The following is a 24,174-nucleotide window of genomic DNA, read 5'->3' on the forward strand; positions in this document are numbered from 1 at the left end:
TCTGCGCCACACTAGCATTAAGAGGTCACACTGTGATTGAAAAAAACTGGCAAGAACTTATTCGTCCAATCAATCCTGAGATTGAGCCTGGCCGCGATCCTGAAAGAAAAGCAGTTGTAACAGCTGAGCCGCTGGAGCGTGGTTTTGGCATGACGCTTGGTAATGCGCTTCGCCGCGTATTGCTTTCATCTCTACAGGGCGCCGCTGTCTCTGCTGTGCAGATTGATGGTATCGTACACGAATTCACATCTATCCCAGGCGTTCGCGAGGATGTCACAAACATCGTTCTGAACCTTAAAGGATTGGCTGTTCGCATGCATGCTGAAGGTCCGAAGAAACTCCTCCTTCGTAAGACTGGCGCTGGTCCCGTAACAGGTGCTGATATTGAAGAAACAGCTGATGTTGAAATCCTCAATAAAGACCACGTCATCTGCACAGCTGACGAAGGCGCTGACATCCGTATGGAACTGACTGTCACGACAGGTAAGGGCTATGTCCCTGCTGCCGCGTCACGTCCCGAAGATGCGCCTATCGGCCTTATCTCTATTGATGCACTTTACTCACCTGTAAAGCGCGTGGCTTACCGCGTTGAAGACACACGTGAAGGTCAAGTTCTCGATTATGATAAACTCATCATCGACATCGAAACAAATGCAGCGGTAACGCCGGAAGACGCTGTCGCTGTCGCGGCGCGTATCCTTCAGGACCAGTTCCAAGTCTTCGTCAACTTTGACGATCCGGAAGATGTTGGCCGCGGCGAAGAGAAGCCAGAGCTTGACTTTAACCCAGCGCTTCTGCGTAAGGTTGATGAGCTTGAGCTATCTGTGCGTTCTGCAAATTGCCTCAAGAACGACAATATCGTTTACATTGGTGATCTTATCCAAAAGTCCGAAGCCGAAATGCTCCGCACACCGAACTTTGGCCGTAAGTCACTCAATGAGATTAAAGAAGTTCTCGCTGCCATGGGTCTGCACCTCGGTATGGACGCGCCAAACTGGCCGCCAGAGAACATAGAAGAGCTCGCTAAGAAATATGACGACCACATTTAAGGTCTGATACAGACCTTTGAGGTCATAATTCGGGCTTTAGGCCCACATGAAATTTAAAGGATAAAGCCATGCGTCATAAGTTGGCCCATCGTAAACTCAACCGCACTGCCTCGCACCGTAAAGCGATGTTTGCGAATATGGCATCAAGCCTGATTGAACACGAACAAATCGTTACAACACTCCCAAAAGCAAAAGAGCTTCGTCCGATTGTTGAAAAGCTCGTCACGCTTGCAAAGCGCGGTGATCTTAACTCACGTCGTTTGGCGATTGCTCGCACACGCAATAAAGAGATGTCCAAGAAGCTTTTTGATGTTCTCGGACCTCGTTATAAAGACCGTCAAGGTGGTTACATCCGCATCATGAAAGCAGGTTTTCGCTATGGCGATAATGCTCCAATGGCTGTTATCGAGTTTGTTGATCGCGACGAGACAGCTAAGGGCGCTGTTGATCACGCCCGCAAGGAAGCAGAAGACGCTTAAGTCTTGTCATTATAATTTAAAAAAAACCCGCCCAACGTGGCGGGTTTTTTAATGCCTATTTTTTAAGCCGCTACAACGTCACTGCATGAGTCAGCCCTCTATGGGCAACCATATGGGTTCCTGAGCGTAGTATCTAAGACTAGGAACAGTTTATGCCCGCCCAACACACAGAAAAACGATACGACTATGCGGGCGGCCCCCCTTTCATAAAGCCCTCAATTATCATTAACACGGCGGCGGGCAGCACATCTGACATTACGCCTGATATTATCGCCATGTTTAAGGACAATAACTATCCCAAACCCTATGTGCATCTATGTGATCCTTCAGAGCTCACAGCTGCATTAACAACGGTCGAGACAGACGGAACAGATTTGTTGGTTATTTACGGTGGTGACGGCACTTGCAAAGCGGGGGCTGTGACGGCTCGTAAATTAGGCATCCCTCTTATTCCTCTGCCTGGCGGGACCATGAATATGCTCCCAAGGGCTGTATTCGGCCTAACGGATTGGCATAAGGCTTTAGAATTGGCCCTATCCTGTGACAAGCCGCGCTGGCAGGCGGCAGGCCTGATCAATGAAAACATATTCTTTTGCGGCGCAATATTAGGAGACCCCATAACAATGGCAGAGGCGCGAGAATCGCTCAGAGAAGGACATGTTGTAGAGGCCGTTAAGCATATTCCTGAAATTATCTCAGCCATATCTGATGGCGAGGAATTTGAATTTAAAGCGGACGGTAAGATAGCCGCAAAACATGCTAATGGGCTGCAGATTTACTGTCCTTATATGACAGAAGGCGCAAATGTAGCTGATGCCTTTGAAATTGCGTCAGTTCCGCAGCTCTCAATATCCAATCTTGTGGAAATAGGCGGAAGAGCTATTGCGCAGAATTGGAGAGAAAGCCCCCACATTAAAACAGCCTTGGTCAGTAATGTCGAGATCACAGGCCAAGGGGCTTTTGATATTTTATTGGACGGTGAGCGCGAGACGATTTCCTGTCCTCTTTCAATTTCCTTAAAGCCAGAAGGCGTTTTAGTTCTGGCGCCGGAATTGAGGGCTCATTAAGTGACGTCAATTATACAATTTGCCGATATTCATTTCGGCGTCGAGGATAAGGACGCCATGGCGGCCTTGGCGGCTATGGTGAAATTACTAAAGCCTGACGTGACAGTTATCTGCGGGGACATCACGCAGAACGGCAAAAAGGACGAGTTTTACGCCGCGCGTGACTGGATTAGAACCTTGCCAGGGCCAAAGGTGATTACGCCTGGTAACCATGATACGCCCATGTTTGGTTTACTCCAAAGGGTCTTCGATCCCTTTGGACGGTACAACCGCATCATCGCTCCGCTTACCGAGCCGCATTACACGGATCAATATGTGTCTATCATGCCCCTAAATACTTCAAGGGGATGGCAAGCCAAAACAGATTGGTCTTTGGGTGTGGTTGATATGGCCGAGCTAAGCGGGGTGACGCGAGACTTGAAGGCCGTGTCGTCCTCGACTGTAAAAATGATTGCGGTTCATCACCCCCTCATTTACCCATCATCCTCTCCGCTTCAAAAAGAGACCGAAAATGGCGCAGATGCCCTTAAGCATTTAAGTGAAGAGAACATAGATGCGGTGCTGAGCGGGCATGTCCATGCGCCTTTCATGTTGGAGCGCCAGCCGGATGAAACAGAGATTATGTCTATCGGGTCAGGTACATTATCAGTTCGCCGCAGAGACAAACCTGCAAGCTTTAATCATCTGTCGATTGACGGGGAGACTCTTAGCATCACAGAAATATTTTGGAATGATGGTCGCTATCAGAACTCTGAGCCTTGGATCAAGAAAATCAGCGAGCTTAAATCGCAACGATCAGATTAAAGTGCATATTATTGCCCTATAAAAGGGGGGCAGCGAGGCGCAAAACGTTCTCTTTGAAACGCTTGAGCTTAGAGCGCCGTGTCCAAGCTTCCCGATCAAGAATTATTGCGCGCTCAATATAATGGTCGATCGTCTCTTTTAATCGCGAGGCAAAGGCTCTGTCATAGATGGCCAAAGTAACTTCTAGATTTAAATAGAAGCTGCGCATATCCATATTCAGTGTCCCGATGAATGATATATGCGCGTCAATTTGTATGGCTTTGGTATGCAGCATACCGCTTTGATAATGTTTGATCGTGACCCCGGCCTCTAGCAAAGCATCATAAGAGGCCTCGCTCGCATATCTGGCCATGATAGAGTCGATCCGATTAGGGATGATTATCTTGACTTCAATGCCTCGGCGCGCGGCATTTGTGAGCGCCATTATAAGAGCTTCATCAGGCACAAAATATGGCGTCACGATCACGATAGAGCTTTGCGCGCCATAAAGGGCTGCCACAACTACTTCATAGATCAGGCTTGTTCGCATCTCAGGTCCGGACGGGATAAGCTGCAACACAGTATCTCTGGCAAAGTCAGTGGATGGCGTTTGCTGTGGGAATTGGCTTAAGCTTTCCCATGTGTAATCTCCGCCATTTTTGTCAAAAATAAAATCTGTATTAAAAACAACAGCAAGTGAGGAGACAGCATGTCCCTCCAAGCGGGCCATAATGTCTATCCATTGCCCGACCTCTGCCTCTTTTTTAAACTCAACGGGATCAACGAGGTTGCTACTGCCAATATATCCTATGGCCAGATCAATGATCACTAGTTTTCGGTGATTCCTAAGGTCAGTTCGTTTCGAGAGTGATTTAATTATCCCGACCTGAAGAGAGCTTACAACCTCAACCCCAGCGGCTTCCAGACGTCTACGCCAATCGCTTTTAAGGAAATTCCGCGATCCTATGTCATCTGCAAGGAAACGGCACTCTACGCCGCGCTGCGCGGCTCTTTCTAAGGCTTCGAGAACGTGTAGAACACGTCCTTTGGCCTCGACGATATAGAACTCTAGCAAACAGCTTTGTTTGGCATTATCGATGTCCTCTGCCATCGCGCTTAGGATATGGCCGGCTTCGTCAAAGAGTTTGATCTTATTCCCAGTGGAGGGATGAAACCCCGTTTCGCAGGACACAATGTGAGAGAGATCTGCAAAGAACGGAGACACGTCTAAATCAGACTTACCTAAGTCTTCGGATGTAACTTCGTATGCCTCTTGATAAAAGCTGCGAATACGCTCTCCGAGTTTGAGCCGCTTGCGTCCTAATCTGTGATCCCCAAAAAGAAAGTAGAGCGCGGCCCCGCCTATTGGCAAAGACGCTATAATAATGAGCCACGCCAATGTGGTATTTACAGCTATGCGCCTATAGAGAATTCTAAGCCCCAAGCCAAAGACGACGAGGAGATGAATTACCACTGTGAACGGAATGCTTGTCATTTATCTCCCTGACCCATAGCAACGTCTTGAAGAGGCGAATGTTCCTCATATAAGTTGAAAGCTCGATGCCGTTAAAAGTCGTAACATATAATATTCAAGCTGCGATAGGGACGAGGGCCTATCGTCAATATATTACGCGTATCAACAGACAGGTTTTTAATAGCAAAGCTAAATTAAAAACGCTTAAATCCATTGCGGCATTTGCATCAGATTTCGATGTTGCCGCTTTGCAGGAGGTTGACTTGGGAGGCCGGCGCTCGGGGTTTAAATGCCAAGTCGATCATTTGCTCTCGCTGTCTGATTTTAAATATATGTCGATGCAGGAAAACCGAATTGTTGGAAATATCTCGCGGCATGGGAATGCTATTTTATCAAAATATCCGCAAGCCGATGTGTGTGATCTGAAATTACCGGGTAAACACACGGGACGAGGCGCGATAATGGCTCGTATTGAAGCGCCAAAACCATTTCATGTGATCAATGTACATCTTAGTTTGGGTGAGGCGGATCAAATCATGCAGATAGAGTATCTCGTTGAGCAAGCCCCGCGTCATGTCCCGCTCATGATAATGGGTGATTTTAACTGCGCGGCTTCGTCTCGCCCGCTAAGGCTTCTATCTAATAGCTTGAATATGATTCCGGTAACAACAGCTGAAGATAAAACCTATCCGAGCTGGAAGCCCCGCAAAGGCTTTGATCACATGCTAGTCTCAGATCACTTCAGGGTCATGGAAAAGGTGGTCAATGATGTTGTCTATTCAGACCACCGCCCCGTTAGTGCGGAGTTGCGGATTTAGAATTTTTTTGAAATCGCGGCGCCTAATTTAGAATTTAAAGGCCTAAAATATCGCCCGCGCGGAAGTGCTGCTGAACGCGTATGCATGTGCTGCTGAGTGGTATGTTCCTTGATGATTCCTACATTCGCATCGAAGTCAGCTATAAAGCCTCTCTGAAGTCTTAGCATATTGGGTTCAGATGCATTCTGAGCGGTCCGATCGAAACGTTTTTCTGTATGTTCCTGATTTTGCTCAACCGTGAGGTCTAGCGGTAAATTTACAAACTCATCTTGTGTCACTTTTTCAAGGATGTGGTTTTGCTCTGACCTATTTTCTGGTGAGGAGGCCTTAGCGGAAGGGGTCAATATTAAAAAGAAGCTGAGTATGACTGCAAAATATAGAGTGTAGTGTTTCATAGCTAAATAACGAAAAAACCGAGAAGTTGTTCCCGGCTTTACTTAATTTTTGATACGCTTATTTGGTTAAATGAATATCGCAAGAACGACGGCAAATAGGATAACAATAGCTATCAAAGATATTGTTAGCACGCTTGTCATGCCCTTAACAAGTTCTGCGCTTCTCGCCTCTTCGGCTTGAAGTTCAGCAGGGTTTTCGGATGTGTGAGTTTCAGTCATATTAGTCCTTCATAATTTCGCGTGTAATGATTGTCCCTATTGCGGCGGCTGCAAGTGTGGTGGCGATGGGGTTCGCTGAGACTTGATTCAATATCCGGCTTGTTGCAGGATCATCTATAATAGAGTCGGGCAATAGGGCGGCTATGGGATCGTTACTGGCAATTGTTGACCTTGGCTCTGGGGCTGTGCGTTCGGGTTTTCCAGCTTTCAGATAAATCACGCTAGCAAGTAAAAAGAGAATGAAGCTGACGCTCAGAAAACCTTCGGTCATTCCATATTGCGTCGTCACAAAAACGAATGTTGCCAAGATGAGTGAAATTCCGCTCAAGACAAATAGCACGAGAGCTGTGAAGCTTCGTGCCATTTGTTTATCACTTTTATGTCCAGGCGCCTTTAGAAAGTAAGGCGCTGCAGCAACAATGAGCTTTAACATCTTCTGTCCTAACGGCGCGTGATCATGCCCAAAAGCATACCTGCACCAACCGCAATTGCGACGGCAGAGAGGGGGTTCTCACGGATCGATTTTTCCGCTGTAGAGCTTAGCTCACTATATTTAGCCTTTGTGTCGGCGACTTTTTCACTTGCCGTGTCTACGACTTGCGTTTTTTTGGCTTTGGCCGTTTCCTTAGCCTGGGTTTTTAATGTGGCCGTCAGCGTCGCAAGATCGCCTCGGAGTGTCTCGATCTGAGCGTTTACGTCTGGCTTGATTTCTACAACATTTTTCTTTGTGGTCGCCATAATTGATCTCCTATAGTTTTGTGCATCTGAATTAATGCTCTCAAGAATAGAAACGTGCTGCCCAGTGTATTGTTCCAAATTTCTTCAAAAGATGTCTAGCCGATTTGAGGGGTTTCGCGCGGGGTGAAGCTCAAGACTGTTTTATATCCACTTTCATTGTTTTGGACATTTAGGGTTCCACCGAGTTGACGCGCAAACCCTTTCATGAGTTTTGAGCCAATGCCGGATTTTTCATCTTTTGAAGTAAAGTCTGATTGTCCGTTATCAAAAACCGAGACGTGAATGAGTTTCTCAATCTGCTTTAACTCAATATCGACATGGCCGCCGCGGGGAATTCCGTGTTTTACAGAATTTGTAAGAGCTTCAACAATAAACAAAGCCACGGGTGTGGCTGTGTCAGCTTCTAAGGACTGGCACTCGACCTTCGTTGAAACCGAAATGTTTTTTTCATCAAGGCCAAAGGCAATCGCGAGTTCAGGCAATAGACGATTTAAAAATATGTCCATATCGACAACGCGTAAATCAGTGCTTTCATAAAGCCCCCTGTGTACGAGCGCGATAGCGTTGATACGGCTGCGGGCTGCGATAATGGCTGCCAGGCCTTCAGTATTGGACAGTTTCCGCTCCTGCATGTTCAGGAGGGATATGATGATTTGCAAGTTATTTTTGACGCGGTGGTGAATTTCCCGAAGCAAAGTTTCTTTCTCATCAAGCGCATCGCTTATAATGGCTTCTCTCTCAACCAAACGGTTGGCCATGATGTCAAAGCTTTTGGCAAGGGCAGAAATTTCGGCAGGCGGGTTGTTTAGGTCTCCAACGCGCGCCCCTCTATTGCCTCTGGCCAGTGTCGCGGCCGCAGTTCTCATCCTGCGCAGGTGCGATAAGACAAGTTGATCTGTTGATAGCCATATGGCGATAAACCCAAAAAGCCAGGCGATCATAGGAATGAGAGCCGATGTCAGTGGATTTAATCTGTTCCACGAGAAAACGTCTTGTTTCTTTGATGCAACAGCTAAGTAAATTTGATCAGCCGGAGTGGGCAGCACCAGAACATCATTCCCGTTAGCATCAACTGTGCTGTAGCGACCCTCAAGCTTTTTTAAGGGCAGACTTTGTGCGACGGTTTGAAGATCATTATTCTCCCAACGCCCGCCCAAGATTTGACCTGATTGGTTGAAAACCGCCAAGTCACCATCTTCTAGAACTTTGGACTCTTCGAGAAGGTCAAGAAGAAGAGTTAAGTTTTCGACCGCAGCTGCAACTTCTGTGAGGGTTCCATTTTCATAGTGCCCATAAACGGTCACAAGTATTTTTCCGGGAGCTTCATCGGAGGCGGGGGCTGTTAAAATTTGGGTTACGAAAGGTTTTCCTTCAGACAAACTTGCGATCAAATCTGCGACCGGTTGCCCAATTTTTCTCACTGGCTTAGCTGAGCATACAACATTTCCCGCTGCATATCCTCTGACGATATTATGAAAGCGCGGATATTCTTCTATCAGCTGAGCGAGGTCAGTTTCACAGCTGCCTCCCGAAAGACGAGTAGTCAAGAATCGTAATATTGTTTGCGTTGTCTCAAAGCGATGGACAGTTTCAGACAAAGCCGCGCGAGCTGTTAGGTCAGCATTCCGGTCAATAAGAATTTGGTCTTGTGTATAATCTTGATACGAACGCCAAATTGAAAAGACTAATAATGGCCACAGGGCGAGGGCCAAGATAACACCAAGTCTTACTCTTAGGTCTTTCATCTATTTACCCGATAGAGCCCTGTTCCAAGGCCTAGCCTTCTGCGATGGCGTCAGCTTCTTTTAAGATGGCATCCATAGCGTCAATGGCTCTGACCTCATCCGCATCTCCGTCAAAATTGCCTGACTCCATGATCACTTCCAAAGCTTTACGCGCGCGGCTGACACGGCTTTTGATAGTTCCGACAGCACAGTCGCAAATTTCTGCGGCTTCTTCATAAGACAGGCCTGAAGCGCCTATGAGAATAATGGCTTCGCGCTGATCATCTTGTAGCATATCCAGACCCCGCCTCAGATCGTTCAGATGCATTGATTGCTCAGCATCTGAATTAGCAATAATCGTCTGTTCGGCGACTTCCGGCTCTAGAGACGTTGCACGCCAAGAGCGGCGTTTAATAGAGTAAAATTGGTTGCGCAGAATTGTAAATGTCCAAGCCTTCAAATTCGAACCCGGGATAAAACGTTCGCGAGCATTCCAGGCCTTTAACAAAGCGTCTTGCGCCACATCATCGGCGAGAGTGGCATTTCCGCATAGAGACCTTGAAAAAGCCCGTAAATGTGGGATTAATGCTGTCAGCTCCTGTTTGAACTCCTCTTCATTAAATTCAACAATTTCGGCTTCAACTGCATTCTCGTTTGGCGTGCTCATATCTGGGCTTTCTTGTAACATTATATTGACCTAACCGGATTTGTTATCTGCTTTTGAAAGCAAGCTAAGAAAGTCATCAGGGACGGGTTCATTTAAAACGTCATCATATATTTGGCGTAGGTTTTTACCGATTTTTTCGGGTAGATCTTCATCGGTGAAGACGTCTCCGAGATCATCTCTTTTAGACGATTTTGGTGTGTTTTTCTGTGTCATTTTAAAAGCCTTTTGTGTCCCCGCAAAAATCTATAACACGCAGGGAACTAAAAGGTTCCCAAGACGTAATCTTTTTTAGTATGGCACGATGTCATTGAAAGTAACCCCGAACTCATCTAAAAGTTCCACACATAGTTATAAAGGATATATTGTGAGTCTTGTTGAAACTTATGCCCCTCATTTGCCTTATTTGCGGCGGTTTTCGCGTGCGCTGACAGGGTCACAATCCGAGGGCGATACATATGTTCGAACTGCGCTTGAAGCACTCGTTGCCGGAGACATTGTTTTAGAAGGTGATTTATCTCCTAAAATTGCACTCTATCAAATGTTCCTGACGATATGGAGCACAACAGGAGCCAAGCTTGAAGCGGACAGAGAAGATGAAGCCGTGCCGGCCAAGCGCGTCAGAAAATTACCGCCAACCTCACGGCAAGCTTTTTTGCTTAATGCCCTTGAAGGCATGACTCCGGCTGATATCGCTAAAGTCATGAACATAGCGCCTGAATATGCGGACACTTTGTTGGCTGAAGCTGAGTCTGATATTGAAAAAGAACTACGCACTAATGTCCTTATCATAGAAGATGAGCCGATTATCGCTGCGGATATTGAAGGCCTTGTCGAAGATTTAGGGCATAGCGTTGATAATATAGCAGCAACGCATAAGGACGCCGTCAGCGCTGTTTCAGAGAAAAAACCTGGACTTATTCTTGCAGACGTGCAGCTCGCTGATGGTAGTTCGGGAATAGAAGCAGTTGAAGAGATCACGAAAACGCTCAATGTTCCGGTTATCTTTATAACGGCCTTCCCGGAACGCCTCTTAACGGGCGACAAGCCTGAGCCTGCCTATTTAATCTCAAAGCCGTTTAAACCAGGCAATGTCAAAGCGGCGATCAGCCAAGCCTTATTCTTTCATGATGCCTAGGGTCTGTGGACAATTAAGGTTAAGATTAAGATATGAGGCAAAATCACATAATTTTAGAAGAAAATTCGAAGGCGTGCGTCCGCACGGCGAGGCTTTTCGACGACGAAATAGGTGATTTGGTCCATACCGCGAAGCGGCGGGGCGCTTTTGAGCGACTTTTACGTTGCACACCCTCGGTGGTGCAAACACCACCTTGCGGTCTGCGCCTCAAATTCGTTCAAAATCGTACCCGTCTTAACTCAACCTTAATTGTCCACAGGCCCTAACTTTGACCTCGCCTAAGCTAAGCGGTAAGGCCCTGAATATGCTCTAGCTTAGCCGTAGCATTGCTATGGAAAATTTAGAATTTTACTCCTGCCTATATGACGGGTTGGACAACACCTCTGAAAAAGATCATGTGGGGCAAGCCATGGCGCAAAAACAATCCTTCATAGGGGCGGTGGAGGCCATCTTGCAAAACCATGGGATCAATCTGTCTGCCGGGAATAATTCGAGTGACGAAGAAGATTGTGAAGATGTTTTGCAAGACCCTGAGTTGGGTGAACACCTTATACAGGAAAATAGGTTTTCTGAAGCTGTCAAAAGCTGTATTGGTTTATTGGATGATGAGGTCACGATCGGGGTGTTAAACGATCATTTAGATGCCGCAGAATTGGCGGTCACATCGATTAAATCGACGTCTCTTAAAATCTAATTCAATCGACTAACTTTAAACGTTCCAAGTGCAAGTAACGGCTATCAAAGTCACACATCTCCGCCATTCTGTCTCGGTCCAATATTTCAATACCTTCTGGTGAGGTCGAAATCATACCCTCGGCTTTTAATTTTGTAAGTGTTCTGGACACATGAACCACGGACAGGCCTAAGGCATCCGCAAACAGGGCTTGCGGGAAGGGAAGATTGATAAAGTCTGTAAGCTTTTCCTCAATGGCGGCTATGCGCCGATTGAGTTCCAGTAAAAGATGGGAAACTCGCTCTTTAGCCGAGCGCCGTCCAATACGAACGATTTGTTCTCGGAGGATTGCTTCTTCTTGGATCGCGACCCACCAGAAGGCTGTCGCGAGTTTAGGCCGCATGGAGACGGCCTTTAGAAAATCAGCAGATTTAAGTCGGCGCAGACGAACTTCTGTGACAGCACTTACAGCGTGGTCGGCCTTGGCATAGGCCATAGACATCATATCGAAACAGGCCCCAGGGAGCATGAAATTTACGATTTGTCGGCGGCCGTCGTCGAGAATCCTGTAACGTATCGCCCACCCCGTTTCGATAACAAAAACATAATCTACGGTTTCGCCTATAGCGACAATTTCTTCACCGGGGCGGCGGGTTTCTATGCGGTGAGGGAGAGCTGATAGACTCTCAAAACTCTCTTGTCCGAGATCTACGTAATGCCCGACACGATTTCTCAAAGGCTTCATTAAGGTCTCAACTACGCATTATCGCTCTGGTCAAAAGCGATTTTTATTTTCGCTGTGCGGCCATTGTCCGATAAACTATCATAAGTCTCTTGGACAACGGTATCGCCAATACGTGATGAGACGCCATGAGCTTTGAGCATGAGTGTTAGTTCAGAAAGTCTTGTGTTTGTAATTGTATCCTCATCAATATGCGATGTCGTGGGGATGATAGGTGTGATTGTGTATGTCGGATTGTTACAGTCTTTGGCAAGCTCGACACCCTCTGCGATATACTCGGCAGAATGCAGGGTAATATAATTTTCATGGAAATACACATCCAATTCTGCGGCCATGCAGTTATCTAGCTCTTTCAGTTGAGGCTCTATATATGCGGCTTCGAAACTCGTGCTGTGGGCTTTCAGGGTGTGATCAACCCCGCTTGTAAAGCCCATAAGAGGCATGATGAGGCAAGGCGTTATGAGCGCTGAACTGAGAAAGAATTTTATCATTATATTTCCAACACGGTTGTTTATTAGTGCTGCAAATATAATGCGCAAAGCTGAGACTTGGTTCCTTGATTTTTAAAAAATCATGTAGTTTTCTTTTTAAAACTTAAGACAGCTGCTAAGTTAGGGTTATGCGGCTTAATTATATGTATTTTGCCCATTTTTGTAAGCGACAATAACTCAAAACTAGTCTAGATGGACATGGGAAGGCCTTACGCGACATAGTGCGAGGGTGTATTATGACTGAAATTCAAAGACTGGAAGCTCTTCGAAAGACCGCTCTCTTGGACACAGCTCCAGAGGAGCGTTTTGACAGGCTTACGCGTCTGGCATCAACTGCATTGGGCGCGGATATTGCTCTCGTTTCATTCATCGACCACGACCGACAATGGTTCAAGTCCAAGCAAGGTACAGAGAACCAAGAGACCCCGCGAGACATCGCTTTTTGTAATCATGCTATCCAATCCAAAGATGTCATGGTTGTTGCCGACGCCAAGAAAGATTCTCGCTTTGTGAACAATCCCCTCGTAGCAGGTGAGCCAAATATAAGATTTTATGCAGGTGCGCCCCTTGTCACGAAGGACGGGCATGCACTTGGAACACTTTGCGTTTTAGATGACAAACCCCGCGCGGATTTTGGCCCAAAACAGCAACAAATATTAGCCGATATAGCCGCGAGCGTCATGACGGAAATAGAGGCTGATGCTCAAGGGCAAATCATCGATGATTTGAACGTCGTGAATGAAGAATTGCAGCACCGTATGGGCAATATGTATGCACATGTATCGAGCCTAATCTCTATGATGTCTCGAACGGGTGTTGAGGGTGAAGATTTTGCAGAGAGGTTGCATGAGAGAATAGCTATATTGGCCGAGACGCAGGCCCTTATTGCCAATAACAAGTTCGAAAGTGCTCCTTTATCTGATATTTTTGAGTCCACTATTGCCCCATTTCTAACGGATGAAACTCGCCTGCGGGTTCAAATGTCATATAGTGATGATATCGAAGTCTCAGCGCGCGGCGCTTTCACAATGACTTTAATGTTGAATGAGCTTGTGACCAATGCGCTAAAGCACGGTGCCCTCAAAGGTGAAGAAGGGTCTATTCGCTTTTCTTGGTCAGCTGATGGCGATGATATTATAAAGTTTGATTGGAAAGAAACGGCTAAACTCGAATATGCAGGGCAGAGCGAGCATAAGGGTTTCGGAAGTCAAATCTTGGCGCGTATTGTCCCCATGGACTTACAGGGCGAAGCCGATCACGCAATTCGTGAAGATGGTTTAAATTACACAGTTACCGCACGCCGTGAGCGCATAGAAACGTAATCATACACAGTGACTTAACCCATGTTAATGCGTGGTGTAGACTTAACTCTAAGAGAGCGGTGCTTGGACGCTGTGAAGCGTTGTGAGTGCCTCGGTTGAGTATCAGCTTTATGGCCTTCCCCGCCGTTGATATTTCAGCCGAGGATTTTGTTAGATGATATTGGGTCTTGCGAGTTGTTTCGCATAAGAGATTATCTTGGCTGGACTAAAAGGTTTCGAAAACACGGTCTTTGGAGCAGACAAATCTGACGTCACAACGCGGTCTATCTGACCTGACAAGAAAGCATAGGGTACATCATTTTTCTCTAGTTTTTGGGCTATCGGAATACTTGTTTCTTGGCCAAGATTATAATCAAGCATAGCGATGTCTGGGTCTTCCTTTTCAATAAGGTGTAACCCTGCATCGACGGAAGCTGCAGGGCCTGCGACTTGGAAGCCGGCATCTTCAAACGTATCCTGCAGGTCCATTGCGATAAAGGGATCGTCTTCAACTATAAGTATCTTGATTGTCATGCATCATTAATGCCTCTGCACTTTGAAAGTTCCAAAAAAACTGAGTCAAATGAGGCGCTTAACATTGCCTCTTTGTAAACGATGGCAAATTTAGCCTCAAAAAAAATTTCTTAGTTTATTTAGGAACAAATTCTCATGCCTTGGCGTTGCTCAGGCAACAGAACATTTAAGTTCATACCGAAAAGGATCAAATATGTTAGAAGGACTTCTAGGAATTATTCATCTCGTTATCGTCGTTTGGGCGGTACTCTCAATTATCAAATCAGGCGCGTCAACTGGTGGAAAAATCCTTTGGAGTCTCCTAGTGCTGATACTCCCTCTTGTGGGTCTTATCATATGGTTCTTGGCGGGGCCAAAAGGGAACGCCTAAGTCACACCAGATTGCTTGTCAGGACCTCACTCAACAACCAGATGTGAGATCTCCTTGACCTGTTCCATGACAGGGAAAGATGACGTTTGATCAATTCCAGGCAATACAGATATCACGTCGCCCAAAAATTCGCGATATGTATGCATGTTGCGCGTACGAACCTTTAGCAAATAATCATACCCACCAGACATCATATCGCAGCACATAATTTCTTTGATGTCTTGCACGGCCGAATTGAAAGCTTGAAGAGCTTCCCGATTTGTCCGGCTAAGTTTGACCTGGACATAGACCAGATAGCCTCGCGATATTTTATCCGCGTCCAGTTCTGCGCGATAGCCCTTTATGAACCTTTCTTTTTCAAGAGCGCGTAAACGCTTAAGGCACGGCGATTTGCTCAGGCCGACCTTTCCAGCAAGATCGATAAACGAGATACGTCCATTCTGCTGAATCTCTCGTAGGATTTTTCTGTCAATACTGTCTAATGCCTCATATTTACGCATATTCAAGCCTATTCATTGTTAGCAAGTTACTTGGCCTAATTGTTTAGGCTTCATATATCCAAAATTAAAGTCTCATTTCCTTTTAATATATGTCAGTATTTTATGAGACCGTATTAGGAAATGTCATGGCGTCACTTCAGGACTCATTTGATTCATTAACCGCGCTTTATACTGCAGATGAAGAGAGTCTGCTGAAGTCTCTAATAAAGACAAGCAACCTCACTAAAAGCGACAGAGCAGAAATAGAATCACTGGCAGCGCGATATGTTGAAAATCTACGCGGCGACATGAGCAACATCCAATTAATGGATTCATTCCTGCTTGAATATGACCTGTCCTCCCAAGAAGGCTTGACTTTGATGCGGCTCGCCGAAGCACTGATCAGAACCCCTGACTTTGAAACGAGCCGCTTATTAATGCGCGATAAGTTAAGTGATGCTGAGTGGGCATCTCATGCGCGGCAGAGCCGCTCATTTTTAGTTAATCAAGCGACATCAGGCCTAAGGTTGACTAAAACATGGATAGAGGCCACGGGGGGTGTTGACGTTAAAAATCTAGCGGCCCGTATCGGGGACCGCGGGATGGAATTGGGCGTTGCCAGAGCCATGAGCATTATGGGGCAGCATTTTGTTTTGGGCCGCGATATAGTCGAGGCCGTCAAGCACTCTCAAAAAGCGGAAGCTCAAGGCTTTAGCTATTCTTATGACATGCTGGGCGAGGCGGCTTATACGCAATCTGATGCCGAGAAATATTTCCAAGCTTACCTTACGGCCATTGAGTATTTGTCCAAAAATGCATCTGCCAATCAAGACATAAGCACATCAGCCGGTATTTCGATTAAGCTTTCAGCTCTCCACCCGCGATATGAATATGCTAAAAGACAGAGCTGTGTTCCACCGCTTTTAGAGAAAATAATAAAATTGGCTGAAATTGCCAAAGCCGCGAATTTAAGCCTAACGATTGATGCTGAGGAATGTGACCGCCTTGAGGTTTCGCTTCTGATTTTTGATCAGCTTTTAAAGGCCCCGAGCCTTTCTGATTGGGGCGGCTTAGGTATCGTCGTCCAATCCTATCAAAGACGAGCAACCGCGACTATCTCTTGGCTGATTAAAGCAAGCCGAGCCGCAAAGCGAAGGATCACCGTCAGGCTCGTAAAGGGAGCTTATTGGGATATGGAAATTAAGCGAGCTCAGGAATTGGGCTTAGAGAGCTACCCGGTTTTCACGCGCAAAGAGAACACTGATATCAGCTATATTGCGTGCGCCCGGCTTTTACTCGACGCAGAGAATGTGATTTATCCCCAATTTGCGACGCATAACGCATTAACCGCGGCTAGCATTGTTAAGATGGCGCGCGCGTCTCAACCCTATGAGTTTCAGCGCTTACACGGCATGGGAGAGGGGCTGCACCAAGATCTGATGCAGGAAACAGGCGTGAGCTGCCGCATTTATGCCCCCGTTGGACAGCATAAAGACCTACTGCCTTATTTAGTAAGGCGGCTTCTGGAAAATGGAGCCAATAGCTCCTTTGTGAATCAGCAATTTGATGAAAAAATCCCCGTCTCAAGCATCATCCAAGACCCGTTTGAGCTCGCGGCTGAAAATCCGGTTGCAGCACATCCAAAACTGCCGGCTCCAACAAATATTTTTGGCGGTGTGCGTCATGCGGGGGCAGGGTGGGATGTCACGCAATCCGATGTTTCTCGCTGTGCTGACGCTTTGGCAGCTGCATATGAGCCCTATGAGGCCAAGGACCCTAAGTCCAAGCTTTTGAAACGCGCATCTACCGAGATCTACAACCCTGCAAAACTGCAACAAAGTGTCGGTCGCTATGTTCCGTCTGCTACGCAGGACATTGATTTGGCTCTAAAAAAGGCGAAAAAATCCAAATGGCCAAAAAAGTTTACAACAGAGCAACGCGCCGACTGTCTTGAAAAATTCGCAGATAGTCTGGAAGAGCAGATGGAAAGCTTTTTACAGCTCTGTACATTAGAGGCTGGAAAAACATATTTGGACGGAGTGGCCGAAGTCAGAGAGGCTGTGGATTTTTGCCGTTATTATGCACAGCAAGCCCGCCGAAAAACTATGTCACGGAGACAGCCCCTTGGCATCATCGCCTGTATCTCGCCTTGGAATTTTCCCTTGGCTATTTTCATCGGACAGATTGCGGCGTCCTTGGCTGTAGGCAATACGGTCATTGCAAAACCGGCTGAGCAAACGCCGCTTATCGCGCATAAGGCTATAACTCTACTCTATGCTGCAGGGGTGCCCAAAGATGCCGTGCACCTTATTATGGGTGATGGCGCTCTGTTGGGCAGTCATTTGACACATCACCAAGATATAAACGGGGTTTGTTTTACAGGGTCTACCAAGACAGCAAAGATAATCGCAAAGAGCCTAGCCGATACAAATCGATCAGCAATTCCCTTTATTGCGGAGACAGGCGGTCTGAATGCTATGATCGTCGATTCAACCGCTTTACTTGAACAGGCCGTGCAGGATGTTCTGGATTCTGCATTTCAAAGTGCAGGCCAAAGATGTTCCGCTTGCCGCTTAGTTTGTATTCAAGAGGATATAGCGGAAGATTTTATAAATATGCTCTCAGGCGCTATGGCAGACCTAACAATAGGTGATCCAGCCCTTCTGAGCACGGATATCGGTCCGGTAATTGACAAAGTTGCTCATGAAAACATCGCCGCCTATATCGATGAAATGTCAAAGACGTTTAAAGTGATTGGTTCAACAGGCGGTTTAATAAAGGGCACAAATTTCAAAGATTTACAGGGGCATTTTATATCCCCAATTGCATTCGAAATAGAGGCTATTTCACAGTTGACGCGGGAGATATTCGGCCCTGTTCTTCATGTGGTTCGTTTCAAAGCTGAAGCTATATCCAAAACTATTGATGATATAAATGCTTTGGGCTTTGGGTTGACCATGGGCCTGCATAGCCGCTTGGACAGCCGTGTAAAATCGATCAGCAAAAAAGCTAATGTCGGGAATCTCTACATTAACCGCAACCAGATCGGCGCAGTTGTAGGTGTGCAACCCTTTGGCGGAGAAGGCTTATCAGGGACGGGGCCAAAAGCCGGCGGGCCGCATTATCTCATGAGGTTATCTGCCAAAGAGATGGCGCCGCAACACTCAGAAAAGACACAAATCCGGCCAGCTCTCTCTCTAACACATACCAGCCCGTCGCCTGAGACGATGGATGTCATTCATGGCGCAAAGGCCGCATCGCAAAGATGGGTAAAGACTATGGCGCATGCTGAACGGCTAGCATGTTTAAACTCTATATTCTCTAATGATGGTGAAACTACTGTCAGGCTAGCTTTAAGCGGTATGAAAATGCAACTCGAGTTGCCGGGGCCCACAGGAGAAACAAATACGCTTACCCTTCATCCGCGCGGCGTTATCTTATGCATGGGTGAGGAAGATGACATTACTGACCAAATGAAAACAGCGCTCGCCATGGGGAATAGCGTCATAGTTCACCCGCTTTCTGGCCGTGACAGCATAGAGGCCTGTGCCAAAGCTATCGAGGCGAGAACCGGGATAAATAATCTCATCACACTTCTTCATGAAAATGAGCTAAACGATATTTTAAACGGCCCCATAGACGGAGCCGCTATTGATGGAGCGCTTCGTAATACAGTTGGAGAGTTTCTGTGTCGCCGCCCCGGGACTATTTTGCCTCTCCTAAGTGCGGCCTCTGACCCCTACAGATATTGCCATGAACGCACAATCACAAACAATACCACAGCCGCAGGAGGCAATGCGTCACTCCTGACAATGGTTTAGGGTTTTCCGAGCAGCTCTATGGTCGGGATGCAAAGCCATAGTTTTGGACTCCATGAGGATATGGCATTTTCGAAAAAAATATATCTGAAAGAAAAGTTTCCATATCCTTTAACTTCTAAATATCTTTTCCTGTTTTCTCGAAAAGTATAAACGGGTAAGAGGGACACATAATGAGATGAGTAGTTTGGAGGCATGCGTTCCGCGGAACGCTCATCACGTTTACTAAATATACGCAACATAAGCTCGGTGTCACGCTATACGTATTACTTTTGGTATGGCCATTTAATTAACGCAAGAATGCATTCTTGCCTATTCCTGATGATTTCTGACGTTATCGGTTCTATTGTACAAAATCAAAATCATTGAATGGCACCAAGGAGTAGCGATGGGGATCGCAATTTTTCCAATAACTTAAACGTACTTGGTAGAAGTATAATGGCGCACCGGGGACGACAAGACCCGGAAACAATTAGACTATATATTACAATAACTTAAATGGCATGAAAATGTCAATATACTGATTATTGTTACCACAATTCGCACCATATCGGCAGTTTTGGGAAATCCCCGAATCTAGCTTTATCCCGCTAAGCCAAAGGCTATTCGTAGCGTAAGCGTGAAGCGAATAGCCTGCCCGTCCGGCGAGGACGCGGAGCAATAGTTGTGGCTAGGTGAGGGGTCGATGGCCCTTCGATTCTGTTGAGGAACGGGTAGGTTTTTAGAAAAACCTTAGTTGTCGCCACCAGTCTTTTCGAATGATGCAGTGTCTCTATTGTAAGTGAAATCCTGAATTTTCTGCGACCTTATAAGCTCAACAGCCTTGGCCACAGCTTGCGGCGTTACAAAAAACCACTCCCTAGGTTTCACCAGGTTTCCGAACCTATCTGGAATTTCAACCTGCATCTGAGCATCTTGAAAAATGTGTTGAAGCATCTTTTCGAGTTTATTTCGGTTAACATTGTAAAGCGTATATTCGTCCACAATCTCGACTTCTCCTAGTAGATAGGTGGCTTCTTTGGAGGCGTTTGCTATCCGTGTTTTAACGCTATTTTTGGTAACTCCAACCTTTAGGATCGCATCCCTGATTGGTAAAATTTGCGGCAAGTTTGACTTTGAACGAAGAACATAAATTGTTCCTGTCTCGTTTTCTTTCTGATCGGCAAATAACGGCCCCGCATTGGGTTCCGTGATTGATCGGCCTCGTTCATCGCCGTTTAGCGCTCGTTGTAAGGAACGCATTAGTAAGCCACTTTCGGTACCGTTATCAAAAATAACTCGTAATCTTGCGTCGAAAAGATTCTTGCCCGTGGCCTTTTTTTCTTCACCTTTCCAAGCGATATAAGCCATCTGTCCGTTCAGTATAAACAAACGGCCAACATCAAAATCTTCCTGGGTCGCCGCCGTTCTCGTTTCCCGAATACCCGTCTTCAACTCGCCTTTAACGACCTTAAAGATTGGCTCAAACAACTCAAAGTCTCGACAGACTTCCCGCCCAGCAATCTCCTCCGCTGCACGGCGATGAGCAACGGGTGAGACATTTCTTAGCTTAGTGATATCTGTATCTACAGGAGCTTCACTTGCCCCTAACGATGCAAGCAATGCTTCGTCATCTAGGTCGGCAGAAGCGCTTCTGTCTATATCTCCCCCAGCTAACAAACCATCTTTGTCAATGTCCGTCAGAAGTTGAAGCGCTTGTGCATTTTCTCTCAGCCTATCAAGACGAACTGCATAAAGGCGTTCGAAAATGTCGTTGTCTTCTCCATGCTTGGGAGCACGATCATGCTCTTCATAAAAGCGTTGAATATCTTCAAACCCTGCAATCAAACGCGCTTCAAGAGCGGTGTAGGTGCGGGGGGCTTCCACCTTAACATCAACGCCAAGCTCCGCAAGCAGAGCTTCATCTGAAAGCGCTTCTGTCACGTCTCGCTCGCTTTCCGTTTGGCCACATACCTCGCTAATGCAGCAACGCCTTCGGCCATTTTACGCTCCCAAGGATCGGCGGCTTTTAATGAAGGCGGACGCCCATGAGACTTCATAAAGCCTCTCGCTTTCATCGCCAGGTCGCGGGCCTCATCCTCTCCGAGCGCAATCTTTTTACTGACAATGACAGCTTGAAGCTGGCGCAATGTGCTTTCGTTCATTTGCACAGATAAGATTGCGTAAGCTTGCTGAAATGGGTTGATAGAATCAATCAAATCAACGTCTAAATCTCTTACTTCCAACGCAAACTTTCTGATACCGTTTAGAAGCTGGGTGTTTGATTTTGGCTCATCGTCATCAGGCTCAAGGCCATTTCCTTCATTGGCCACCTGTATCATATTCATGGCTGCGACGACCCGCTGACGTGCAGCTTCCGCGTCTTCCTCAGAGAATTCTGGGTGACGTTTTCGAACAATGTTCATTGTACGCATTACGGTTGTTTCCTGAGGTATTGCCTCGGGATTAAACAACGCCTGCTCCCGTAAAACTCGGTCGCTGTACACGTCAGCTACAAGGTCTTTGATGCCCTCCTCGCAGACGCGGCGACCCTCCGGAGTGGTAGGCTCCTTCAATCCTTTGACTTCTATAACAAACTCGGCCTGGTCACCTTCCCGCACTTCGCTTGAGACACCAATGTTCGTTTTATTAGGGTCATATCCCCCTTCGCCATAGTCCAGACCTTCTTGAGGCTTACTCTGCTCTGGCGGTTTCTTAGGAGTAAACTTGAAATTGGGAATGAGCACTTGCTCCATCAACAGCGAAGCTGCGATAGCTTTCAGCGTATCATTAATTGCGTCGGCAACTACGCCATCATCTGCCGTTGGTTCGGCGATTAAATTGGTGAACTTTGCACGAGTTTTCCCTGGTGCATCGCGCGTAGCTCTTCCGATAATTTGAACGATTTCCGTTAAGCTAGAGCGATATCCAACCGTCAAAGCATGTTCACACCAAATCCAATCAAACCCTTCTTTCGCCATGCCCAGAGCAATAATTATATCAACCCAATCGCGATCACCGTTTGCGCGTGGGTCTTTTAGAGAACCCATAACGACATCGCGGTCTTTCTCATCCTCAACCAAATCAGCCACTCGCAAAATGCGGCCCTCTGGCGTTTTGATTAAATGGAATCCCGTTTCTTTATCCTTGCCTTGCCACTCACCTAGCGAACTCATGATAGCGTTAGCTTCTTCAATTTTGTCTTTTGTGGACTCTCGCGCATTCACGTTTGGAATGTGAATGATAGTTTTTTCAGCGGGGTCAAGAACGGCCTGGATAGGTGTTAGACCTGTCTCATCATCCTTTTGCAGGTAGCTGCCTGAATAAAAATAATAGCCTAGCCCAAGCGTCTTTAGGTGCTCATATCCGTTAAGCTGCTCATAGTAAGTATACACCACAGTTTGAAATTTTTCTTCGTCACCTGGAGACAAAACAGGCACCGCATCGCCCCGAAAATAGCTCCCTGTCATCGCAACAACATGAGCCTTATCTCGCTCAATCAAAGCTGTTAGTTGCTGCCCCAGAACATTATCATCACTCATAGAAACATGATGAAATTCATCGATAGCAAGTAAACAATCGTCCAACACTTCCGAGCCGTATTCAGCGAAAGCATTCCTAAATGTAGAATGCGTACAAATCAAAATCTGGTCGTCACTTTCAAGAAACTTACCGAATAAGACCTTCGTTGAGTCATCAGGCGCGTTGCATAAATTCCATCTAGGCTCGACTGTGAAGTCTGCCCAAAATCCATGCTCCATCAAATTAGTATCAGAAAAACTGCCGCCAATAGACCGCTCCGGCACGACTATCACGGCTTTCTTCAAACCCTGCTTATGCAGTTTATCCAGCGCTATAAACATAAGCGCTCGGCTTTTGCCCGATGCAGGTGGCGACTTGATTAAGAGATACTGATAACCGCGTTTTGAATAGGCGCGGCGCTGCATCTCCCGCATACCCATCTCATCGGACGTTGTAGATGCCTTGGATTGCGCAAACTTATATGTCGATGATGGTAGGTTGGTTTTCATAAGGGTTCAGTTCCTAATTCCAATATTGTGAGCGCTTCCTGGTAGGCAAAAAGACGGTTGCGTTTCACGTCATTGGCTTGTGTAATTACGCCCAATTCACCGAGGCGACTTAGCGCTGTTCTAACGGTTGGGGTCGTCAATCCGGTAATATCTGCGAGCGCGTTAGCTCCCGCAACCATATTCTCTTTCATCGCGTCAAATATTCGCAAGACGGAGTCCGCTGGTGATCCTGCGTCTCGAATTTTAGCGAGATCGCGCTCAAACAAGGCGAGTAAATTCTGCGCGGTTAACACCCCTTGGGCAGATGTTTCTTCGATTCCCTCTAAGAAGAAAATAACCCATTCCATCCAGGTCGCTTCGAATCGCGTCTCAGAAAGTAGCTTATAATACTGCTCTCTTTTGGATTTTAGATAGAGGCTGACATAGAGAATAGGCACGTCGAGCACACCGCTATCGAGCAACATAAGTACAATTAGCAAACGCCCTAAACGTCCATTTCCGTCTAAGAAGGGATGGATTGTTTCGAATTGCGCATGAACAAGCGCGGCCTTGATTAACGGACTTTGCGAGAGCGTGTCGGCATGAATAAATTGCTCCAAGTCCGACATTAGCTCGACGACTTTATCTGGTGGGGGCGGCACAAAAACAGCCGTCGATGGTCGTGTCCCACCTATCCAGTTTTGTGAAGTTCGAAACTCTCCAGGCCGCTTTGTCGCGCCCCTTGCGCCCTTCAATAAGATGGCATGTAGCTCTTTCAGGAGCCGCGTAGAAAGCGGCAAATCATTCAATCGCTCTAATCCAGCATTCAGCGCCGTGACGTAGTTTGAGACTTCTTCCACGTCATCGACAGGCACACGCGCATCGCCCCCCGTTTCAAAAACAAGCAAATCAGAAAGCGAGGATTGTGTGCCTTCGATCTGAGACGACAGCAGCGCCTCCTTACGCGTGTAGTAATACAAAAACACATCAGGGTTAGGTAGGATAAGGCGAATGCCATCCAAGCGCCCCAGGGCGCGATTTGCGCGTGTTAAAGCCTGTGTGAGCCGCGTATCAGCCATATCCAATACTGGCGGCAGCGCGTTCGGCACAAAGGCCTGTATAGCTTCACCGAAGGCAAAGGCGTCTACATATTTACCTGATAAGGTTTTACTCATTAGCTCGCTTAAGAAAGAAAACCCCAAGTTTTTTTCTTAAGGCTCAGTTAGAAT

At 46.7% G+C, this 24,174-nt stretch carries 25 protein-coding genes; 10 read left to right on the forward strand and 15 right to left on the reverse strand.

The window, feature by feature from the left end; all coding sequences use genetic code 11:
* The first annotated feature begins 32 nt into the window (after positions 1 to 32).
* From F569_RS0108050 to F569_RS0108065, 4 genes are all read left to right on the forward strand, one after another.
* Positions 33 to 1,049 carry a DNA-directed RNA polymerase subunit alpha gene (locus tag F569_RS0108050; protein WP_026941780.1) on the forward strand — a complete coding sequence of 339 codons (1,017 nt, stop codon included), beginning with the start codon at positions 33 to 35 and terminating at the stop codon, positions 1,047 to 1,049.
* A gap of 68 nt (positions 1,050 to 1,117) precedes the next feature.
* The gene (rplQ, locus tag F569_RS0108055) at positions 1,118 to 1,528 is read left to right on the forward strand and encodes a 50S ribosomal protein L17 (RefSeq protein WP_026941781.1); all 411 of its coding nucleotides are present in this window, start codon (positions 1,118 to 1,120) and stop codon (positions 1,526 to 1,528) included.
* Positions 1,529 to 1,680: 152 nt separating this feature from the next.
* Complete coding sequence (locus tag F569_RS18920; RefSeq protein ID WP_051279583.1) at positions 1,681 to 2,595, forward strand: diacylglycerol/lipid kinase family protein; 915 nt, start codon at positions 1,681 to 1,683, stop codon at positions 2,593 to 2,595.
* On the forward strand, positions 2,596 to 3,399 hold the full coding sequence (locus F569_RS0108065) for a metallophosphoesterase family protein (protein ID WP_026941782.1): 804 nt from the start codon (positions 2,596 to 2,598) through the stop codon (positions 3,397 to 3,399).
* Positions 3,400 to 3,415: 16 nt separating this feature from the next.
* On the opposite strand, the gene cls is transcribed toward F569_RS0108065, so the two are convergent.
* Complete coding sequence (gene cls, locus F569_RS0108070; protein ID WP_026941783.1) at positions 3,416 to 4,873, reverse strand: cardiolipin synthase; 1,458 nt, start codon at positions 4,871 to 4,873, stop codon at positions 3,416 to 3,418.
* Between the two features lie 65 nt (positions 4,874 to 4,938).
* Here cls and F569_RS0108075 point away from each other — a divergent pair, with 65 nt between their 5' ends.
* Positions 4,939 to 5,670 (forward strand): endonuclease/exonuclease/phosphatase family protein, encoded by a 732-nt coding sequence (locus tag F569_RS0108075; protein WP_026941784.1) that lies wholly within the window; start codon positions 4,939 to 4,941, stop codon positions 5,668 to 5,670.
* On the opposite strand, the gene F569_RS0108080 is transcribed toward F569_RS0108075, so the two are convergent.
* The 7 genes from F569_RS0108080 to F569_RS0108110 form a co-directional block, all read right to left on the reverse strand.
* On the reverse strand, positions 5,667 to 6,065 hold the full coding sequence (locus tag F569_RS0108080; protein ID WP_026941785.1) for a hypothetical protein: 399 nt from the start codon (positions 6,063 to 6,065) through the stop codon (positions 5,667 to 5,669). The genes F569_RS0108075 and F569_RS0108080 overlap by 4 nt on opposite strands.
* Before the next feature lie 66 nt (positions 6,066 to 6,131).
* Complete coding sequence (locus tag F569_RS19540) at positions 6,132 to 6,284, reverse strand: hypothetical protein (RefSeq protein ID WP_154813685.1); 153 nt, start codon at positions 6,282 to 6,284, stop codon at positions 6,132 to 6,134.
* Position 6,285: 1 nt separating this feature from the next.
* Complete coding sequence (locus F569_RS0108090; RefSeq protein ID WP_026941786.1) at positions 6,286 to 6,717, reverse strand: hypothetical protein; 432 nt, start codon at positions 6,715 to 6,717, stop codon at positions 6,286 to 6,288.
* 8 nt (positions 6,718 to 6,725) lie between these two features.
* Entirely contained in the window at positions 6,726 to 7,022 is a 297-nt protein-coding gene (locus F569_RS0108095) for a DUF883 family protein (RefSeq protein ID WP_026941787.1), read from the reverse strand.
* A 95-nt stretch (positions 7,023 to 7,117) separates the two neighbouring features.
* Complete coding sequence (locus F569_RS0108100) at positions 7,118 to 8,767, reverse strand: sensor histidine kinase (protein WP_026941788.1); 1,650 nt, start codon at positions 8,765 to 8,767, stop codon at positions 7,118 to 7,120.
* A 31-nt stretch (positions 8,768 to 8,798) separates the two neighbouring features.
* On the reverse strand, positions 8,799 to 9,413 hold the full coding sequence (locus F569_RS0108105; RefSeq protein WP_034388353.1) for a sigma-70 family RNA polymerase sigma factor: 615 nt from the start codon (positions 9,411 to 9,413) through the stop codon (positions 8,799 to 8,801).
* Positions 9,414 to 9,443: 30 nt separating this feature from the next.
* Entirely contained in the window at positions 9,444 to 9,626 is a 183-nt protein-coding gene (locus tag F569_RS0108110; protein WP_026941790.1) for a NepR family anti-sigma factor, read from the reverse strand.
* Between the two features lie 151 nt (positions 9,627 to 9,777).
* On the opposite strand from F569_RS0108110, the gene F569_RS0108115 reads away from it, so the two are divergent.
* Positions 9,778 to 10,548, forward strand: a complete 771-nt coding sequence (locus F569_RS0108115) for a response regulator (RefSeq protein ID WP_026941791.1) — start codon at positions 9,778 to 9,780, stop codon at positions 10,546 to 10,548.
* A gap of 331 nt (positions 10,549 to 10,879) precedes the next feature.
* Complete coding sequence (locus F569_RS0108120) at positions 10,880 to 11,242, forward strand: hypothetical protein (RefSeq protein ID WP_026941792.1); 363 nt, start codon at positions 10,880 to 10,882, stop codon at positions 11,240 to 11,242.
* A 1-nt stretch (position 11,243) separates the two neighbouring features.
* On the opposite strand, the gene F569_RS0108125 is transcribed toward F569_RS0108120, so the two are convergent.
* Complete coding sequence (locus F569_RS0108125) at positions 11,244 to 11,966, reverse strand: Crp/Fnr family transcriptional regulator (RefSeq protein ID WP_026941793.1); 723 nt, start codon at positions 11,964 to 11,966, stop codon at positions 11,244 to 11,246.
* An 11-nt stretch (positions 11,967 to 11,977) separates the two neighbouring features.
* Positions 11,978 to 12,454, reverse strand: a complete 477-nt coding sequence (locus tag F569_RS0108130) for a hypothetical protein (protein WP_026941794.1) — start codon at positions 12,452 to 12,454, stop codon at positions 11,978 to 11,980.
* A 236-nt stretch (positions 12,455 to 12,690) separates the two neighbouring features.
* Between F569_RS0108130 and F569_RS18925 the strand changes: the two genes are divergently transcribed.
* On the forward strand, positions 12,691 to 13,776 hold the full coding sequence (locus F569_RS18925) for a GAF domain-containing protein (protein ID WP_051279585.1): 1,086 nt from the start codon (positions 12,691 to 12,693) through the stop codon (positions 13,774 to 13,776).
* A 150-nt stretch (positions 13,777 to 13,926) separates the two neighbouring features.
* Here F569_RS18925 and F569_RS0108140 read toward each other — a convergent pair whose 3' ends face one another.
* Positions 13,927 to 14,289 carry a response regulator gene (locus F569_RS0108140; RefSeq protein WP_026941795.1) on the reverse strand — a complete coding sequence of 121 codons (363 nt, stop codon included), beginning with the start codon at positions 14,287 to 14,289 and terminating at the stop codon, positions 13,927 to 13,929.
* 193 nt (positions 14,290 to 14,482) lie between these two features.
* Between F569_RS0108140 and F569_RS19365 the strand changes: the two genes are divergently transcribed.
* Positions 14,483 to 14,659, forward strand: a complete 177-nt coding sequence (locus F569_RS19365; protein WP_084168913.1) for a PLDc N-terminal domain-containing protein — start codon at positions 14,483 to 14,485, stop codon at positions 14,657 to 14,659.
* A gap of 26 nt (positions 14,660 to 14,685) precedes the next feature.
* On the opposite strand, the gene F569_RS0108150 is transcribed toward F569_RS19365, so the two are convergent.
* Entirely contained in the window at positions 14,686 to 15,159 is a 474-nt protein-coding gene (locus F569_RS0108150) for an Lrp/AsnC ligand binding domain-containing protein (RefSeq protein WP_026941796.1), read from the reverse strand.
* Positions 15,160 to 15,284: 125 nt separating this feature from the next.
* Between F569_RS0108150 and putA the strand changes: the two genes are divergently transcribed.
* Positions 15,285 to 18,959, forward strand: a complete 3,675-nt coding sequence (putA, locus tag F569_RS0108155; protein ID WP_026941797.1) for a bifunctional proline dehydrogenase/L-glutamate gamma-semialdehyde dehydrogenase PutA — start codon at positions 15,285 to 15,287, stop codon at positions 18,957 to 18,959.
* Between the two features lie 729 nt (positions 18,960 to 19,688).
* Here the strand turns inward: putA and F569_RS0108160 are convergent.
* The 3 genes from F569_RS0108160 to F569_RS0108170 are packed head-to-tail and all read right to left on the reverse strand — an operon-like array spanning position 19,689 to position 24,120.
* Positions 19,689 to 20,879, reverse strand: a complete 1,191-nt coding sequence (locus F569_RS0108160; RefSeq protein ID WP_026941798.1) for a GIY-YIG nuclease family protein — start codon at positions 20,877 to 20,879, stop codon at positions 19,689 to 19,691.
* Complete coding sequence (locus F569_RS0108165; protein WP_026941799.1) at positions 20,876 to 22,966, reverse strand: DEAD/DEAH box helicase; 2,091 nt, start codon at positions 22,964 to 22,966, stop codon at positions 20,876 to 20,878. Before F569_RS0108165 ends, F569_RS0108160 begins: the two co-directional genes overlap by 4 nt.
* Entirely contained in the window at positions 22,963 to 24,120 is a 1,158-nt protein-coding gene (locus tag F569_RS0108170; RefSeq protein ID WP_026941800.1) for a Fic family protein, read from the reverse strand. The genes F569_RS0108165 and F569_RS0108170 overlap by 4 nt, the downstream gene beginning before the upstream one ends.
* Positions 24,121 to 24,174 lie beyond the last annotated feature (54 nt).

The organism is Hellea balneolensis DSM 19091, assembly GCF_000428525.1.
GTDB lineage: Bacteria > Pseudomonadota > Alphaproteobacteria > Caulobacterales > Maricaulaceae > Hellea > Hellea balneolensis.

Coding starts and splice junctions, on each gene's coding strand:
- F569_RS18920 (WP_051279583.1), top strand. CDS start 1,681: ATGCCCGCCCAACACACAGAAAAACGATACGACTATGCGGGCGGCCCC.
- F569_RS0108120 (WP_026941792.1), top strand. CDS start 10,880: ATGGAAAATTTAGAATTTTACTCCTGCCTATATGACGGGTTGGACAAC.
- F569_RS19540 (WP_154813685.1), bottom strand. CDS start 6,284: ATGACTGAAACTCACACATCCGAAAACCCTGCTGAACTTCAAGCCGAA.
- F569_RS0108095 (WP_026941787.1), bottom strand. CDS start 7,022: ATGGCGACCACAAAGAAAAATGTTGTAGAAATCAAGCCAGACGTAAAC.
- F569_RS18925 (WP_051279585.1), top strand. CDS start 12,691: ATGACTGAAATTCAAAGACTGGAAGCTCTTCGAAAGACCGCTCTCTTG.
- F569_RS0108090 (WP_026941786.1), bottom strand. CDS start 6,717: ATGTTAAAGCTCATTGTTGCTGCAGCGCCTTACTTTCTAAAGGCGCCT.
- F569_RS0108080 (WP_026941785.1), bottom strand. CDS start 6,065: ATGAAACACTACACTCTATATTTTGCAGTCATACTCAGCTTCTTTTTA.
- putA (WP_026941797.1), top strand. CDS start 15,285: ATGGCGTCACTTCAGGACTCATTTGATTCATTAACCGCGCTTTATACT.
- F569_RS0108150 (WP_026941796.1), bottom strand. CDS start 15,159: ATGCGTAAATATGAGGCATTAGACAGTATTGACAGAAAAATCCTACGA.
- F569_RS0108100 (WP_026941788.1), bottom strand. CDS start 8,767: ATGAAAGACCTAAGAGTAAGACTTGGTGTTATCTTGGCCCTCGCCCTG.
- F569_RS0108110 (WP_026941790.1), bottom strand. CDS start 9,626: ATGACACAGAAAAACACACCAAAATCGTCTAAAAGAGATGATCTCGGA.
- cls (WP_026941783.1), bottom strand. CDS start 4,873: ATGACAAGCATTCCGTTCACAGTGGTAATTCATCTCCTCGTCGTCTTT.
- F569_RS0108105 (WP_034388353.1), bottom strand. CDS start 9,413: ATGAGCACGCCAAACGAGAATGCAGTTGAAGCCGAAATTGTTGAATTT.
- rplQ (WP_026941781.1), top strand. CDS start 1,118: ATGCGTCATAAGTTGGCCCATCGTAAACTCAACCGCACTGCCTCGCAC.
- F569_RS0108125 (WP_026941793.1), bottom strand. CDS start 11,966: ATGAAGCCTTTGAGAAATCGTGTCGGGCATTACGTAGATCTCGGACAA.
- F569_RS0108170 (WP_026941800.1), bottom strand. CDS start 24,120: ATGAGTAAAACCTTATCAGGTAAATATGTAGACGCCTTTGCCTTCGGT.
- F569_RS19365 (WP_084168913.1), top strand. CDS start 14,483: ATGTTAGAAGGACTTCTAGGAATTATTCATCTCGTTATCGTCGTTTGG.
- F569_RS0108165 (WP_026941799.1), bottom strand. CDS start 22,966: ATGAAAACCAACCTACCATCATCGACATATAAGTTTGCGCAATCCAAG.
- F569_RS0108140 (WP_026941795.1), bottom strand. CDS start 14,289: ATGACAATCAAGATACTTATAGTTGAAGACGATCCCTTTATCGCAATG.
- F569_RS0108130 (WP_026941794.1), bottom strand. CDS start 12,454: ATGATAAAATTCTTTCTCAGTTCAGCGCTCATAACGCCTTGCCTCATC.
- F569_RS0108075 (WP_026941784.1), top strand. CDS start 4,939: ATGCCGTTAAAAGTCGTAACATATAATATTCAAGCTGCGATAGGGACG.